The sequence below is a fragment of the Labilibaculum euxinicum genome (assembly GCF_963678175.1).
GTDB classification, from domain to species: domain Bacteria; phylum Bacteroidota; class Bacteroidia; order Bacteroidales; family Marinifilaceae; genus Labilibaculum; species Labilibaculum euxinus.
In genome coordinates, this window is the sequence record NZ_OY782756.1 from 2,144,777 (window position 1) to 2,161,452 (window position 16,676).

11 protein-coding genes are annotated in these 16,676 nt (G+C 38.5%); 4 read left to right on the forward strand and 7 right to left on the reverse strand.

Translation table 11 applies throughout. The annotated features are described in order from the left end of the window. The first annotated feature begins 423 nt into the window (after positions 1–423). The 3 genes from ACY0M5_RS08740 to ACY0M5_RS08750 all read left to right on the forward strand — a co-directional run bounded on the left by ACY0M5_RS08740 (position 424) and on the right by ACY0M5_RS08750 (position 5,942). Positions 424–2,058 (forward strand): carboxylesterase/lipase family protein, encoded by a 1,635-nt coding sequence (locus ACY0M5_RS08740; protein ID WP_461631499.1) that lies wholly within the window; start codon positions 424–426, stop codon positions 2,056–2,058. Positions 2,059–2,234: 176 nt separating this feature from the next. Continuing rightward, positions 2,235–2,960 carry a 23S rRNA pseudouridine(2604) synthase RluF gene (gene rluF, locus ACY0M5_RS08745; RefSeq protein ID WP_124991794.1) on the forward strand — a complete coding sequence of 242 codons (726 nt, stop codon included), beginning with the start codon at positions 2,235–2,237 and terminating at the stop codon, positions 2,958–2,960. Positions 2,961–3,083: 123 nt separating this feature from the next. Further along, entirely contained in the window at positions 3,084–5,942 is a 2,859-nt protein-coding gene (locus ACY0M5_RS08750; protein ID WP_461631500.1) for a helix-turn-helix and ligand-binding sensor domain-containing protein, read from the forward strand. Positions 5,943–5,980: 38 nt separating this feature from the next. On the opposite strand, the gene ACY0M5_RS08755 is transcribed toward ACY0M5_RS08750, so the two are convergent. Beyond that, positions 5,981–6,223, reverse strand: a complete 243-nt coding sequence (locus ACY0M5_RS08755) for a hypothetical protein (protein WP_461631501.1) — start codon at positions 6,221–6,223, stop codon at positions 5,981–5,983. A 156-nt stretch (positions 6,224–6,379) separates the two neighbouring features. Between ACY0M5_RS08755 and ACY0M5_RS08760 the strand changes: the two genes are divergently transcribed. Continuing rightward, positions 6,380–6,688 carry a helix-turn-helix domain-containing protein gene (locus ACY0M5_RS08760; protein ID WP_124991797.1) on the forward strand — a complete coding sequence of 103 codons (309 nt, stop codon included), beginning with the start codon at positions 6,380–6,382 and terminating at the stop codon, positions 6,686–6,688. A 219-nt stretch (positions 6,689–6,907) separates the two neighbouring features. On the opposite strand, the gene bglX is transcribed toward ACY0M5_RS08760, so the two are convergent. The 6 genes from bglX to ACY0M5_RS08790 all read right to left on the reverse strand — a co-directional run bounded on the left by bglX (position 6,908) and on the right by ACY0M5_RS08790 (position 16,662). Continuing rightward, positions 6,908–9,175, reverse strand: a complete 2,268-nt coding sequence (gene bglX / locus ACY0M5_RS08765) for a beta-glucosidase BglX (RefSeq protein ID WP_461631502.1) — start codon at positions 9,173–9,175, stop codon at positions 6,908–6,910. 56 nt (positions 9,176–9,231) lie between these two features. Next, positions 9,232–10,020, reverse strand: coding sequence for a carboxylesterase family protein (locus ACY0M5_RS08770; RefSeq protein ID WP_461631503.1), 789 nt, complete (start codon positions 10,018–10,020; stop codon positions 9,232–9,234). A 41-nt stretch (positions 10,021–10,061) separates the two neighbouring features. Then, complete coding sequence (locus tag ACY0M5_RS08775; RefSeq protein WP_461631504.1) at positions 10,062–11,495, reverse strand: glucoamylase family protein; 1,434 nt, start codon at positions 11,493–11,495, stop codon at positions 10,062–10,064. A 4-nt stretch (positions 11,496–11,499) separates the two neighbouring features. After that, positions 11,500–13,206 (reverse strand): family 43 glycosylhydrolase, encoded by a 1,707-nt coding sequence (locus tag ACY0M5_RS08780; RefSeq protein WP_461631505.1) that lies wholly within the window; start codon positions 13,204–13,206, stop codon positions 11,500–11,502. 87 nt (positions 13,207–13,293) lie between these two features. Beyond that, on the reverse strand, positions 13,294–15,012 hold the full coding sequence (locus ACY0M5_RS08785; RefSeq protein WP_461631506.1) for a LamG domain-containing protein: 1,719 nt from the start codon (positions 15,010–15,012) through the stop codon (positions 13,294–13,296). Between the two features lie 114 nt (positions 15,013–15,126). Further along, positions 15,127–16,662 carry a RagB/SusD family nutrient uptake outer membrane protein gene (locus tag ACY0M5_RS08790; protein WP_461631507.1) on the reverse strand — a complete coding sequence of 512 codons (1,536 nt, stop codon included), beginning with the start codon at positions 16,660–16,662 and terminating at the stop codon, positions 15,127–15,129. Between the last annotated feature and the right edge of the window lie 14 nt (positions 16,663–16,676).

Sequence of the window (16,676 nt, forward strand, 5' to 3'; positions counted from 1 at the left end):
TAACAATACTGTCGACTCATTGCAATGCCGCGCAAAAGATTAATGTGTGTATAATAACGCTTTTAAAGCTTGCTTTACAGTTTCGTTTTCAATTATTCAATTGCATCGAGTCAGAAATGCAATCCTGCAGAACTTCACCTGACTCCTTGAAGATTTATATTAATTTCCTTGTATCTGTAAAATACAGCTTTGGTTTTTTCCTTTATTTGCTGTTTTTTTTGTAAAATTGATGATGCTGGATAGATGAGTGTCCGGGGTGTTTTTAGTCCCATTGGTTTTTATTTGGTTTTTTGGTTCTAAAAAACATACAATTAACAGTTTGATGGTATACAAAAATGCAGGTACAGCCTGCCAAAGGAAAATTTTGCTCATCACTAATTTCAATGTGACTGGTTGTTACAATCATATAATAAACAAAACAAAATGGGAAAAATGTATCTGGTAGTTTGTTTCTGTTCGCTGAGTATATCCATAATGGCTCAGAATACAAACAGTTCCAAACAAGTAAAAATTGAGAATGGAATAATCGAAGGAGTTAAAGATCCTCAAAAAGGTCTTGGTCTGTATTTTGGAATTCCATTTGCAAAGCCACCCGTTGGTGAATTGCGATGGAAAGCTCCTCAGCCATTGGACAATTGGGACGGAATTTTAGAGACTAAAAAATTTGGAGCAAAGCCCGTTCAAACGAATGTTTACGGTGATATGAAATCCCGATCGGAGGGTATGAGTGAGGATTGTCTTTATCTTAATGTTTGGACTCCTGCCAAAAAGGGCGATGGGAAAGAATTGCCTGTTCTGGTCTATTTTTATGGGGGTGGTTTTTTGGCCGGAGATGGTTCTGAACCGAGATATGATGGTGCAGCCATGGCTCAAAAAGGAATTGTTGTAGTTACCGTAAATTACCGTTTGAATATTTTTGGTTTTTTTGCTCATCCGGAACTTAGTGAAGAGGCAGGTTATAAGGCATCTGGTAATTATGGAATGCTTGATCAGAGTGCAGCGCTCAAATGGGTGCAAAGAAATATTTCTGCATTTGGAGGCAACCCGAAAAAGGTGACCATCGCAGGAGAATCAGCAGGATCTATTTCAGTAAGTGCTCAGATGGCTTCTCCTTTATCAAATAAATTAATTGCAGGTGCAATCGGCGAAAGTGGGGCTGCAATTAATCCAACTTTATTTCCAGTACCCTTGGCAGAGGCAGAGCAAAAAGGCGTAGAGTTTACTAAAAAGGCTGGTTTAACTTCATTGGCCGAATTAAGAAAACTAACCACGGATGAACTTTTTGAAATTTGCAAACAATCGAAAATTTATAGCTTTCCAACCGTGCTTGACGGATATTTTTACTCCAAATCACTTCCTGCTGTTTTTAATGCGAAGGAACAGGCACAGGTGCCTTTATTGGTGGGATGGAATTCGGCTGAAATTCCCGGAATGGCATTTATGCAGGGACTGCCGTATACTAAGGAGAATTTTATTAAAAAGGTGAAAATTACTTATCCTGATTCTTACGATGAGGTGCTAAAACTTTATGCACATGATACTGAAAAAGAAATAGAACAGTCGGCAACGGATCTTGCGTCCGACAGGTTTATATCCTACAGTACGTGGAAATGGTTCGATTTGCACCGGAAAAATAGTTCTCAGCCTGTGTACAGATATTTTTTCAGTAGAATTCGTCCGGCCTTGGTTGATCAGGAATCCGTGTCAGGACTTGCCGGAGGTACGAAAAAGAAAGAGGATGATTCATTTAAGATGCCTGAGCCGATTGGCGCTGCTCATGCCAGTGAAATTGAATACTGCATGGGCAACCTGTATTTGGTTAACGATTATGCATGGACAGATGATGATTATACTGTATCGGAAAGCATGCTGACTTATTTTGCCAACTTTATACGAACAGGCAACCCTAATGGAGTTGGTCTTGAGAAATGGCCGGCAGCTGAGGCAATGGATCCTGCTCCGCCTGTCATGCTTATTGATGTAGAATCAAAAGTGGTTCACGCAAAGAATGATAATCGCTACTTATTTTTGGATCGTCATTATAAAAATAATCAGTAATATTTTTTGCCTCACAATCATAAAATACACCTCCATCTTTCGGGTTGGGGGTGTTGTTTTTAGGAGTGGCTGCAGGCAATTTTAAATTGGTTTTTTTTAAAGAAAAGCTTCTTCTTTTCAGATAATTAATTAATTACTGTAGTTTTGCATTTCAATTGGATGGAAGCAGAGAAAAAATGGAATTAAAACGACTAAACAAGGCAATTGCCGAAACAGGATATTGTTCACGAAGAGAGGCTGATAAGCTGATTGAGAGTGGGAGAGTGAAGGTGAACGGAACAACTGCAGATTTAGGCGTTAAGGTTACCGGCGAGGATACGATCAAGGTTAAAGGACAAATCATAAGTAAGAAAGTTGGAAATATTTATTTGGCATTTAACAAACCAGTTGGCATCACCTGCACTACAGATACTCATATCAAGGGAAATATCATAACTTACCTTAATTATCCGGAGCGGATTTTCCCAATTGGACGATTGGATAAACCGAGTGAAGGGCTTATTTTTCTGACCAATGACGGCGATATCGTGAACAAAATACTTCGCTCTCGTAACAACCACGAAAAAGAATATATTGTTCGGGTAAATAAAAGAATAACATCCGATTTTATTAAAAAAATGGGAAATGGTGTTCCTATATTAGATACCGTAACTAAGAAATGTAAAGTTTGGAGAGTTGATGATTTTACATTTAAAATAATTCTGACTCAGGGCTTAAACAGACAAATTCGCAGAATGTGCGAATATCTGGATTATAATGTGAAAACCCTGCAAAGGCTTCGGATTATGAACATCTCCTTAGGCAGCTTAAAAGTTGGAAAGTACCGCTCGTTTACTAAAACAGAATTACAAACCTTACTTAATTTGTGCGAGGATTCCGCTAAAACCTTCGATGAGATTTAAAATAGTAATATTCTGATATTTTTAATTCCTTTTTTCTTTGCTATTTATTGCAAGATCAACTAAATCAGGTAATATCGTGCCTGATTTTTTTATATTTGTAGGAAACCAGATCGAATTGCAACTATGAAACCTGCCAATTTAATTCTTCTTTTATTTTTACTCTTTCAGACGACTTTTATTTCCGCAATAGAAAAGCCGTTTGGGATTTTTGTTATTAATCACGATCGGAGTGAGTATCAGGCAATGAGCCAGAACTGGGCAGTAGCATTTGATGAGCTTGGAAGGGCTTATTTTGGGAACAGCGGCGGTGTACTTGAATACAACGGGAAAGATTGGGTTTTACATCAGCACAGATCTAAATCGGCAATTCGATCTCTGCTGTTTGATGAGCAGAGCCAGAGATTGTATTCCGGCTGCTACGAAGATTTTGGATATTGGAAGAGGGACAGCTTAGGCGTATTAAATTATTATTCATTAGCCGAAAAATTAAACGATTACAAGTTCTCCAGTGAGAGAATATGGTCCATTGTTAAGAGCGGAAAAGAAATTCTTTTTCAGTCATTCCCAACACTTTTTATATACAATACGGAAACCGAAGAGGTAAAATCTGTAGTGCCGGGAGGTGAACTGATGTTTTTAGGAAAGATAAATGGCACAGTTTATTCAAGAGTCAGCGGTCGGGGAATTTGTAAAATTGAAGCCGGGGAGATTAAAGTTATTGCTGATTCCGATTTTGCAAAAAATGCGACCATCCGTTTTTATTTGCCCAACGAGCGTGGTATTATTGTTGGCGATGGAAAATCAGGACTTCACATTTTAAAGGATGGAAAAACTAAGAAATGGAATTGTGAAGCCAATGAGGTATTGTCTTCAAAAGATGTAAATTCTGCCGTTTCCATTGGTGATACTGCATATGCAGTAGGAACCTTATTGGGTGGTTTATACATTATTAATCATGATGGTAAAATCCTTAGTCACATCGACCGGCAGTCTAAACTGGAAAACAATACTGTTTTGGGAATGGCTCTCGATCATTCGGGAGATTTATGGCTGGGAATGGATAATGGATTGTCTTATGTCGACTTAAATTCGACCATTGAGTATAAAATTGATATGGATAATGCTCCGTCGGCAATTTATTCTGTCATAAAACACAATGGATACATTTATATTGGAACAAATAACGGGGTTCTTTGCTCAAAATTTGATAAGGATTATGCAGATCTGGATTTTAGAGAATTATCCCTTTTAGAGGGGATTACCGGGCACATCTGGAAATTGGAAATTTTGAGGGGCGAACTCTTGTGTGGCAGCAATAATGGTATCTTCAAATTGGATCAGGGAGACGCTTATCCATTGTCAACAGCAATCGGAGGTACTGATTTTGAAATTATTGAAAAGAGCGGGCAGGAATGGTTAATTGAATCTACTTACTTCAAAATAAGGATGTTTAAAAGAGAAAATAACCAATGGGTTTTTTCTCATTTTGTTGATGGATTTGAAGGTGCATGTCGGTTTATTGAGGTTGATCATGCTGGTTATGTTTGGATCAGTCACGAAATAAAAGGCTTGAATCGTTTGAAGCTGTCTGATGATTTTAGAAAGGTAGTATCCAATAAGTATTTTGGTTTGGAATCAGGCTTGCCTACAGAATATCAGCTGAATGTTTTTACCGTTAATAACCGGGTGGTTGTAACAACAGGAGAGGAGATTTACACTTATGATGATCTTACTGATAGAATGTTGCCTTTTAATAAGTTGAATAATACTCTTGGCCGTTTTAAAAAGGCTGTAAATATTGTAAATGCCGATCAAGACCATTTTTGGGCTATCGCCGATAATGAGGCTGTTTATATGAAAAACACAGCAGATTCAATGAGTTTTGTAAGTGCTTTCACCTTGGATAAACAATTTTCATTTCCCGATAAGTATCAGAATATTTCAATTAACAAAGATGCCAGTGTTTTATGTTTGGAGAATGGCTTTGCTATCCTTCCCAATGAATCGAATGATGTTTACAAGCATCAGCCATTGGTCATCACTCAAGTTGTAAAGGGGAAAAAGGGTGTCGATAATAAGGGAATTTTACTGCCTTTGCATAACAACAAGGTTTTGGAACTTAAGAACAGAGATAATTCTCTGGAATTTACTATTAATTCGGTCAACTATGGCCCTAATGATGTGACCTATCAATACCGTATTGTGAATCTTTACGACGATTGGATTGAAGGTGAAACTGAAAATGTAAATACAATAAATGATATACCGCACGGAGAATATGTATATCAGGCCAGAGCTGTATTTTCCGACGGCAGCAGATCAAATGTGGTAGAATACCCATTCGTAATTTTGCCTCCTTGGTTTGCTTCAAAAACAGGCGTTGTTGTTATCATTTTATCGCTGGTGGTTTGTGTTGGTTTACTGATTGTTTTTAATAAACGCATTTTGGAGAAACAGACCTATATCATTGAGAAAAAACATACCGATCAACACAAGAAAAACGAATCGACAATAGAGCAGCTTCAGAATGATGTTTTACAGAAAGAACTGGAGAATCTGCAGGGGAAATTAACGGTTTCAGCCAACGCTCTGGTTGAGAAGGACAGATCGATAAATACAATAAAACGCGAATTGGAAGTTATGTTCCAAAAATTGGAAGGACGTTTTCCTCACCGCGATTACGATAAGATTTTGAAAGTAATAAACGGACAGCTGACTCAGAAAAAGGACATGCTCGATTTTGAGCGGCATTTTGCTGCATCTCAAAGTGGGTTTTACGATGGGTTGAGACAGAATTATCCAAATTTAACTCCTGCGGATTTACGATTGTGTTCTCTTTTGAAAATGAATATGAATTCGAAAGAAATTTCGATACTTCTGGGAATTACAGTTCGAAGTGTGGAGGTGAGCAGATACAGACTACGAAAAAAAATGGAGTTGGAACCCGATGAAAATCTCACCAAAGTGATTATGAGGTATTAATTGATTTGTCAGCTAATATTCTTACTACAATAAGCCGTCTATTCCAGAGTATGACTTGAATCTAAAAGAAACATTTTGGCATAGTTTTGTTGGTGATTTACCATTATTGCTGCAGATCTGTATGTTTCCACCATAGGAATGTAACCTGCTACCATAGGAATGTAATCTACCACTGTAGAAATGGAAGTTGCTACCGTAGGATTGTAACCTGCTACTGTAGGATTGTAACCTGCTACTGTAGGAGTGGAAGCTACTACTGTAGGAATGTAATATGCTACCATATGACTATATATTGTAATTAAATATTGGCATTTTATCATTTTATAATTGTATTTTCATACTGCTTTATTGTAATTAATTACTGAAATAAAGGAATAAATTTCCATTTAAATTTGTTTGTTATTCCAGAATGTAAATTATTATCACTATTTTTAAGCATGACTTCGAATAAAACAATCCCCATTAATGAGCTGATCTTATCAGAAATGAAAAAGCAGGAAGTGAGCATATCTGATATGGCTAAAAAGCTTGGCTTAAGTTTAAATGCCACCTACAACACCCTAAAAAAGCCAGACATTCAAACCGATCGTCTGGCTAAGATTAGTGAGATACTTCAGGTTAATTTTTTTAAGATACTCGCCGGAGAGCTCAATATTGAAAACCCAATCAATCCGCAAATAGAGAAGCTTACTACTGAAAATGAAATCCTGAAAGAGGTAATTCGCCTTTTGGGCGGCAACAAATAATACGATTAAAGATCAGGACGGCTTAAAATAGCGGCTTGTTATGCTTTTACTATAACCAAGTCTGTGATGTCAGGGTATAACTTGATTCTGAATCTAAAAGTATTTTAGATGAGTTTTAACTTGTGGGAATTTTATTTTTTGTTGGCTGTAAAGCAAAAAAAACAGCGGTACAATTTAGAAACTGTACCGCTGTAACTAATAAAACCAACTATTGATAAACTAATGCTTAAAGTTAAATGAACGTTCGTTCGATTCGTCGGATGAGCTGGTACTTACCCAAAGTTTAAAATCACCATCCTCTGCAACGAAATTCATGTTAATATCGAAGAATTTCAAATCATCTTCCGAAATTGTAAATTGTATTTCTTTACTTTCTCCCGGCTCTAATCCTACTTTTTCAAATCCTTTTAATTCTTTCACAGGACGGCTTACGCTTCCGTATAAATCCTGAACATACAGTTGCACCACTTCTTCTCCGTAAAGGCCGCCGGTATTGCTTAACGTGGCATTTACCGTTAATTGCTCTCCTGATTTAAGAGTATTGGTATTTAATTTCACATCTTTTATCGAAAATGTGGTATAACTTAAACCATATCCAAAAGGATAAAGAGGGGAGTTTTCAACATCGATATAAGTGGATTTATAATCTGCATCAGGATCATCTTTGGGAATTGGGCGGCCTGTGTTTTTCTCATTGTAATAAATTGGAACCTGCCCAACATTGCGGGGGAAAGATAAGGTTAGCTTTCCGGATGGATTGTAATCTCCTGAAATAACATCGGCAAGAGCATCTCCTGCTGTTGTTCCCAAATACCAGGCTTCCATTATCGCATCCATATTCTCATTTTCCCACGATAAATCCAACGGACGTCCGTTCATAAGGACTAAACCTGTTGGTTTATTTAGTTTTGTAAGCTCTTTTAGAAAATCCTGCTGAACGCCTGGCAGCTGAATATTTGTTCTGCAGGCAGCTTCGCCTGACCAATTGAAATCTTCTCCCATGGCAACAAGAACAAGATCAGCTTTACGCGCAATATTTAATGCCGGTTTAAATCCTGATTTATCGTTTCCTTTTAAACCGCAGGCCGAAGCATAGGTAAATTGAATATTTGAACCTTTGTATTTTTCTTGTAAACCATCGAACAAAGAAATACTTTGATTTCTATCTCCACGGCCAGCCCATTCACCATTTAAGCTGGTCTGGTTTTTAATCATCGGGCCAATTAAAGCAACGGTTTTTCGTGAAGATTTATCAATTGGAAATATGTTCTCGTTTTTCAATAAAACAACAGAACGTTTCGCAATATTTCTTGCTGATGCCAGAAATGCTGGTTTCATTCGGGTTGATTCTTGTCTGGCTTCGTCCATATATCGATAGGGATCGTCGAAAAGGCCAAGTAAAAACTTCATTTCCAGAATTCGACTTACAGCGATATCTATGCTTTCCATGCTTACTTTTCCGGCTTCAACCTGAGCTTTTAGGTTCTCCAGGTAAACACCACCTGTCATGTCCATATCGATTCCGGCATTTGCTGCCAATTCTGCCGCCTGAGCTTCGTCTTTTGCAATGCCGTGTTCAACCAATTCGTTAATTGCAGTGTAGTCGGTAACTACGAAGCCTCTGAAGTCCCATCGGTCTCTAAGAACATCTTTGTATAAATATTTGCTCGCAGTACAAGGTACGCCGCCAATTTCGTTAAAAGCAGTCATGAAGGTTGCTACACCGGCTTCTTTTGCAGCCAGAAAAGGAGGAAGATAGATTTCATTTAGAGTACGTTCCGAAACTTCAGCAGTATTGTAGTCGCGACCAGCTTCTGCCGCTCCGTATGCAGCAAAATGCTTGGCACAGGCCAGCACCGTATTGGTCGATTTTAAATCTTTCCAACCTTCACCCTGAAAACCTTTAACTCTTGCTGTGGCAACCAGTTTTCCAAGATAAACGTCTTCTCCGGCACCTTCCATTACGCGTCCCCAGCGTGCATCTCTGGCTATATCAACCATTGGTGCAAAAGTCCATGAAATGCCCTCGGCAGCAGCTTCCGTTGCAGCTATCCGGGCACTTTCTTTCATTAAATCAAGATCCCAGGAGCACGATTCTGCAAGCGACATAGGAAATATGGTTCTAAAGCCGTGAATGACGTCGTATCCGAAAAGTACAGGAATTTTTAGTCTTGATTCTGCCAGAGCAGCCTCCTGAAGTGGCCTGACTTTTTCAACAGTTGCTTCGTTAAACATACTTCCTACCAAACCTTTTTTAAGATAAGGCATTACCTCATTTTGCATTTCGGGTCCTGTAATATCACCTCTTCCAGAGAACTGAGTCATTTGTCCAATTTTCTCCTCTAATGTCATTAAAGAGAGAACAGAATCCACTTTTCGTTCAATTTCGGCATCGCCGCTATAACTTTTGTATTTCGATTTGGATGTATTGCATGAAAACATTGCAATGCATACCAATATGCTGAATAGTGTAAGCTTTGTTTTCATTTTTCTAATCATTTTCATAGTAATCTGTAATCGCTTTATTGTTTATTTGTAATTAATTATTTGCTCTTGCTAAAGAGCCACTTTATTAAATCAGGTTCTGCAAATGCCTGATCCCAGCTATTGTGATTGGCTTCCGGATAAAGCGTGTATTTTGATTCAGCATTGTATTTTTTTTGCTCATCGTAGACTAGTTTAGAATACTTTCCGGGAACAACATCATCTTTGCCCCCATGAAAAAACCAAATTGGAACGTGAGAGTATTTTGTGACCAATTTCGGGTTGTGTCCGCCGCAAATTACAGCAGCCGCCGTATACTTATCCGGCCAACGGTATAAAAATTCCAGCGTTCCTATTCCTCCCATTGATAAGCCCATGATGTAAATTCTCTTCGGGTCGATATTTTCTTCCTCTACTATTTTATTTACTAACTGATCGGCCATATAGGCTGGTTTTGTAGGGCCTGATTCCGTAGGGAATTTAAAAATCCAGTCTCCTGCTGCTGATTTTTCTTTTAATCGATGTGTCCATTTAATATCAGGGGGACACTGGGGAAAAACAACAATAGCAGGATAATTCGTTCGGTTTGTCTGATCCAGAAAAAGCTTTGCTCCGTGAGTCAGCTGCTTTTGGTTGTCAGTTCCTCTTTCACCGGAACCATGAAGAAATAATACCAATGGATATTTCTTGCCTTTTTCCATGTTTTCCGGATAAAGGATTCGATATTTTAAGGTGTCCTGTCCAAGAATAAAATTGGCCTTCTGATACAGGTTTAAGTCTTGAGCATAAGTATGCCCTAAACTCAAAAAAAGGATCAGTCCGAGACATATAGTTTTAAAATCTCTCATTTTGAATGTTTCTTAGATAATGTTTGATCACGATTTATAACTTACTGTTGAATAGTAAATTCCAGTTTGTTCAATCCTTCTTTCACTTCCGGACAGTTCATGAATAAATCCCAAAGTAAACCAGTTCTGTAGTTCTCAATCATGCATACAATTGGCCCCTGATCGATGGCTAAATAACTTCTCGGATACCAATTGTGTTCCACGCTAAAAGCATCGTATGGACCATATTTACCAAAAGTTTTGTCTCCCAAATTGAAGTATATATTCTTTGCAACCTTCATACATTCGTCTGGTGCATAAGGAAAAGAGGAAAGAGCTGCGGTAGGAGCGATGACTCCATAGTCTTTATCGGGATTATGAGCTGCATAACCCAAATAGAGATCACTTGCAATCAAATCATTTCGTTCTCTTCCTCCACCATCTTCCCATTCGCTGTACCCTTTTATGGAATAGCTGGCTGTTAATCCCCACAGATTTTCGCCGTATCCATCAAATTTTTTAGGATTTTGAATGCAATAGGCTCGGTTCATTAGGGTGTGTGCAACATTAATATCCCAATAGTTGGCATATTTATCAGAACTGATACTTGGATTAAAACCTAAGTAGGAATAGTGTGCCCAAAACAAAGGGCCGCCAGCAGATGGATTGCCATTGTGTTTTAGATTTAAAGTATATCCGTATTTTGAACTTGGCTGAACAATGTTTCCATTTCGGGCCCAGCCTTTGTGATATGAATCGGCTTTGATGGAATAGTTTGGCGATGAGGCTCCTGTGATGTAAGTAATTAAGCACTCGTTGTAACCTTCCAGAGGAAAATTCATTTCCCATGCATAATTTGGGGACCAATGCCAGTAAAGCACATCGCTGCCGTCTTTCTCATACCAATTAAATTCAATACCATGCCAAAGATTTTTAATTCTTTCGCTCAATTGTTTTTCTCTTTCCGATCCGGTTTTAAAGTATTCCTGAACACATATTAAGCCTTGCGCAAGAAAGGATGTTTCAACCAAATCGCCGCCGTCGTCTTTCTGACCAAAGGGTACAACTTTCCCTGTTTTTCCATTCATCCAATGTGGCCAGGCTCCGTGAAAACGATCTGCTTCTTCCAAAAAACCGGCAATCTTTTCAAATCGCTGCACGCCTTCTTCACGGGAAATAAATCCTCTGTCGATTCCAACAAGTACAGCCATAAGCCCGAAACCCGAACCTCCGGTTGTTACAACATGTTGATCGTTTTGCGGATAAATTCCTGATAAATTGATTCGCTCAGGAGCCAAACCCGAATTGGGTTCTGCACCATCCCAGAAATACTGAAAAGTATAATATTGAATGGTATCCAATAACATCTCATCGGATAATCCCTGATAAATTTTTGGGCCATTATTACCGGTTTCCTCTTCGGGAATATTTACCTCTTTATCTTTACCACATGATGAAAGAAGCATGAAAAGAGATAATAAAATTGTATAGTTCATAATTTTATTTTACTTCAATAACCCGAGAGGTTTTCGAAATGCCGTTTTCGTTAAATGCTTCAATTGTGATGTAGTAGGTTTTGTCAGAGTCAAGTGATTTAAGCAAATGTTCATTTTTACCATAAATCATCCATGAATTATATAGCTTGTCCGGAGCGATTCCCCAAATGATATTATATCCCTGGCAGTCTTCCATTTGTTTCCAGCTGATCTTTGCATCTCGTCGGTCTTTTAAGCGTTCAACGCTAAAGTTCTTTACTGTTGATGGTGCTTTGCCTGAAGCATTTCCAAATATTCGAATATCCGAAATTGCAAGCGATGGAGTAGGAATTTCAATATTGGTATATTTTATAAATCTGGCCTTATAGGCCTGATCCAGTTCAACGTAATCGTTGGGAGTATCTTTAAAACTATTGGATTTGTCAATCAGTGATTTCCAATTTGATCCATCAACAGAGTATTCAATCAGGTACCGATGTTTTAAATTTTTATATCTGCCGTACATATTCGATTTGTAATCGTGAAAATTGATTTGAACCGCTTTTACATCCATTGGCTTTTCGAGGTCGATTGTGAACCATTCTCCGCCTGTGTTTGTATCTGACAACCAGAATGTTTTTACATTTTCATCTGTTAGGTTTTCAATTCCTTTGGGAGATGAACTTTTAACGGGTTTATTGTATGATAAAAGCATCCATCCACGAAATTTGCCGGTTTTTTCTTTTGAATTTGGCGCATAATGTGGATAATCTCCAAATCGGGTATTGCTGTACATGAGTCCGTCTTCATCAAAGAAAACAGGATGCATGCAAAGTCTGCGCTCCCAGATTTCGTTGACAGAAAGAGCCATCGATCCGAAATGCCAGTAAGCACCGGAAGTTGTTTTTACGATGCTTCCATGCCCGGCTCCGTTCATAAATCCTCCGGGCTTGTATACAACCGGATTGTGAACTTGGTAAGTATAAGGCCCCAGTGGATTTTTAGAGGTGTAAACGCCATCGGCATAAACATTAAACTCTGTTCCCGGTGCGGCATACATCATGTAATAAGTTTCTTTGTGTTTTGTCAGCCAGGCACCTTCCATATATCCTTTAAGAATGGTATCGGAATGGTTTTCCCCAAATCGTTCCCATCCGTGAATTTCCTGGTTAAGGCTGAATAATTCAGTGGTGTTTTTTTCTGCAATAAATCTTTTGTTTTTATCTAACTTCTTGCCTCTGATTGGAAATTGATTGGAAGATCCCCAAAAGATATAAGCCTGATCATCATCATCAATAAACAGATCGGGATCTTGAAGATTATTGAGAATGGCAGGGACAATTTTCCAATCTCCTTTTTTAGGATTATCGGTATATAAAACACTCATAGAACCGGAAGGATCTCCGGTTACGTATAGAACCGAATCTTTATAGTTGTGTGTGGCAGGAGCATTGCATCCTTGAAAATACCACTTTTCGGGTTGAATAAAATCCCAGTTCAGCAAATCTGTAGAATGCCAGTAACCCAATGACCGTGTTACGAACATGTAGTATTCGCCACGAAATTCCACTACAGCAGGATCTGCTCCAGAGCGATAGGAAAGGTCGTTTTGGGAATTGTAAATCATGTAGGTGTAGTCAATATTCAGCGGATTGCAATAGGTTTCTGCTGTACGCTGAGCAAAAGCTGAAACACTTACAAAAGTTAAAAGGATGGTTAATAGTCTGAGCATTGGTTTTAATTCTGGTTGAGTAATATTGAATTCCAGAGGCTTCTGGTTGTGAGAAACCTCTGGAATTAAGAATTCTATATTGAGAGATTACTTCTCTGCATCATATATTGTTTGAATTTCTTCCTGAGAAAGAGCTGTATTAAAAAAACGTAATTCATCAAGGAAACTTGAATCGGATAAGTGATTCCAGTAACTGAAAGTTTCACCTCCGGCACCAATCGTCATCGTGGTACATCCGGTCCAATCAATACCTTTAGAAAGATCTGAGGATAACATTTCCACACCATTGAAATAAATTGTGCTTTTAGTTAGAGAAACAGTAACCGCAATTTGAATCCATTCGCCGGCAGTTGCATCAATAACACCGCCATCATTCCAAACTTCTGCTGTTTCGGTACCAACATTTAATTTTATTCTTTGTTCGGTTGCACTTCCTTCCCGAAACAATCTAAAGCCCTGGTTGCGATTTTCGGGAATGTTATTTCCAACTACAAGAATTCCAGCGCGGTCCGGATCAGGGTTTACTTTATACCAAAATACAGTACTAAACTCTTCTCCAAACAGCCCTTCGATAGGAAAAGTAAGGTAAGAATCAGTGGCTCCTGCAAAAGCATCACTTCCAAGTGCACTTTCGCCTGCAAAGCCTGTTGTACCTACTACTGTGGCTTCATTGTAGCTGATTAAATCGGTATTGTTTCCATCGAAAGGCATATAGAATGTTTCACCATATTTTGGCTGGTACGGATTGGTAACATTAATCATATCTTGAATTTCGCCTGCAGTTAACGCTTTATTGAATAAACGTAACTCATCCATTGCGCTGTTGTCCGAAAGATGATTCCAATAGCTAAATGTTTCGCCTCCGGCACCAATTGTCAATGTTTCACAGCCAGTCCAATCAACAGCAGCAGTCAAAGGGGAAGATCGCATTTCAACACCATTAAAGAATATTGTACATTGAGTTTGTGAAATAGTCATAGCAATGTGTACCCATTCTCCGGCGGCAACGTCAATAACATCGCCATCATTCCAAACTTCTGCAGTACCAATACCTACATTAAGCTTAATTCTTTGCTCGGCACCATTTCCTTCCCGGAATAATCTGAATCCCTGATTACGATTTTCAGGGGTATCATTTCCAATAACCAAAATACCTGCCCGATCCGGTGATGGATTCACCTTGTACCAGAATGCAGCAGTAAATTCAGGTGTAAGCATTGAAGCAATTGGGTAGGTTAGATAAGAATCGGTAGTTCCCGAATAAGAATCAGTTCCGATTATACTTTCCCCGGCAAAACCAGGAGATCCAACCTTAGTTGCCTGTACAATGTTAACCAATTCATAATAATCTCCATCAAATGGCATGTAGAATAATTCTCCATCGAATAATGGTGTGTAAGGAGGTTCTTTTGAGAAATTTACCGACGATGTGGTACTTTTTCCTTCCAGGTCAGTTGCGATCACAGTCATAATGTGATTTCCTGTATTTACGTTGTCATAGGTAAATTCTTCAAGAGCAATTCGATAATCCGTAAATGAACTAAAATTTGCTATTTCAGTTCCATCCATTAGCACAGATATGCTTCCAATTTCAATATCATCGGTTACTTTAATATCAATGTCAATTGATGTTACCAGATCAAGAACTTTTATGATTGTTCCTTCAGTAGGGTAGTTTATTTTGATTACGGGGGCAGTTTCATCCACTCCTGGTTTCACTGCTGTAATCGGATCAATTCCTTCGTCGCATGCCGTAGCAAATACGAGAGCAATCATTACAATTAGTATGTTTTTAAATAATTTCATATGATTATTATTTGTTTCTGTTTGCCATATGGAACTCCCCAATTACACTCATTCTCTTGTGTGTAATTTTTTTACATGGTCGTTTCATTTTCTTCATTTTAATGATCAAAATTATTAGTTGCTGCCTTTTAAGACTGGAAGTAAATCAACTTGATTTTGAGGATAGGGTAAGTAAATCAAATCAGCAGTAAAGGTTCTTCCTTCGTAGCTTAGCTCGTTGTATTTTTCAAGACGAACCATATCAAAAAAGCGTGTTCCCCATTCCATGGCTAATTCAGCAAATTTTTCATCCATAACCTGTTCGTTTGTAACTCCTGAAATTGCTGTTAAGCCAGCTCTTTCCCGAACTAAATTAACCGCAGCATCTGCAGATATTGATGAGCTTGATGCGCCTTGTGTTATGGCTTCGGCGTGCATTAACAGGATTTCAGCATAACGAATGCAGGTGAAGTTTTTGTTTGTACCGTATGTAGTACGTCCAGGTGTAAGCTGATCTGATGGTAAATAATGCTTGCCACTTGCAAAAAGGGCACGGGCATAATCATTAATTACATCTCCCGATCGGGTTGTGTTTGAAACCCATGCAGGAAGTGTTGCATAATTCGGATCTTTTTGAATTTCTGCAATGCCTCTGTCCGTAAATAATACACTGGTTTCCAAACGAACAGTTTCACCTCTGTCGAGCATGAATTTGATGTACTTTAAGCTAGGTTCCCAAAATCCCCAGCCACTGCCGGCTCCTTCAACTTTTGGAGTCCAGCTTTGAGGACCAAAGAATTCGAACAGGTAACTTTTGCTGTCGCCTGAAGCTTGTCCAAAGTCAGAATATTGCATTTCCAGTAAATTCTCATTGTTTAGCTTCCCGGGAATTTTAAACAGCTCGTAAAAATCAGCTTCCAAGCTAAATTTATTTGAACTGATAATTTGCGAAGTAGCATCAGCAACAGCCTGATAGTTTTTCAATTCCAAATTTGCAAGAGCTTTTATCGCAAGCGCGGTGTATTTAGTTACGCCGCCGCGAATATCAGTTCTTTGATTCGGATTCATATCCGGTAAGAAAGGAATTGCCTCGTCCATTTGATTAGAAATGTGCTGCATCACATCATTTTTTGATGTGATATCTGCAGCCAATAATTCTGTAGGATCTGAACTCGTTGGAACTAGAATATTTCCCCATGTTCGGGATATATTAAAGAGAATCCAGCTGCGAATTGTTTTTGCTTCTGCAATATACTGGTCTCCTAAGCTTTGATTTCCTGTTTTGTCAGCATACAATTGAATTTGTTCCATTGTACTGTGAGAGGTGATTACATCGCGGTATTCACCTTCCCAGGCGGAATTGTACATCCAAAAATCTTTGTTGTAATTGTATAGGTCAGTCTCGGCAAAATCTTGCTGATCACCTAAACCTCCTGCATTTACATCATCTCCCCGAACGGATATCAATGGATTTGCTTCCCAGCCTTTATTGTTGAATTCAGCATAAAGACCAATTAAGGGTGAAATCATATTTTCAGCAATAGAATAGTCAGTGCTGTCTGTAATGGCAATATTCTCGGCTGGTTCGTCTAATTTGTCATCGCAGGCCGTCGCAAATAGAATTGCAGCTGCTGCAAGGGTGATCTGTATAGAATATTTAAATAGTTTCATGATGAAATGTTTTT

Bases quoted from the DNA above. Each gene is read 5' to 3' on its own strand.
- ACY0M5_RS08775 (WP_461631504.1), bottom strand. From the start codon at position 11,495: ATGAACTATACAATTTTATTATCTCTTTTCATGCTTCTTTCATCATGT.
- bglX (WP_461631502.1), bottom strand. From the start codon at position 9,175: ATGAAAACAAAGCTTACACTATTCAGCATATTGGTATGCATTGCAATG.
- ACY0M5_RS08750 (WP_461631500.1), top strand. From the start codon at position 3,084: ATGAAACCTGCCAATTTAATTCTTCTTTTATTTTTACTCTTTCAGACG.
- ACY0M5_RS08740 (WP_461631499.1), top strand. From the start codon at position 424: ATGGGAAAAATGTATCTGGTAGTTTGTTTCTGTTCGCTGAGTATATCC.
- ACY0M5_RS08760 (WP_124991797.1), top strand. From the start codon at position 6,380: ATGACTTCGAATAAAACAATCCCCATTAATGAGCTGATCTTATCAGAA.
- ACY0M5_RS08785 (WP_461631506.1), bottom strand. From the start codon at position 15,012: ATGAAATTATTTAAAAACATACTAATTGTAATGATTGCTCTCGTATTT.
- ACY0M5_RS08790 (WP_461631507.1), bottom strand. From the start codon at position 16,662: ATGAAACTATTTAAATATTCTATACAGATCACCCTTGCAGCAGCTGCA.
- ACY0M5_RS08780 (WP_461631505.1), bottom strand. From the start codon at position 13,206: ATGCTCAGACTATTAACCATCCTTTTAACTTTTGTAAGTGTTTCAGCT.
- rluF (WP_124991794.1), top strand. From the start codon at position 2,235: ATGGAATTAAAACGACTAAACAAGGCAATTGCCGAAACAGGATATTGT.
- ACY0M5_RS08770 (WP_461631503.1), bottom strand. From the start codon at position 10,020: ATGAGAGATTTTAAAACTATATGTCTCGGACTGATCCTTTTTTTGAGT.
- ACY0M5_RS08755 (WP_461631501.1), bottom strand. From the start codon at position 6,223: ATGGTAGCATATTACATTCCTACAGTAGTAGCTTCCACTCCTACAGTA.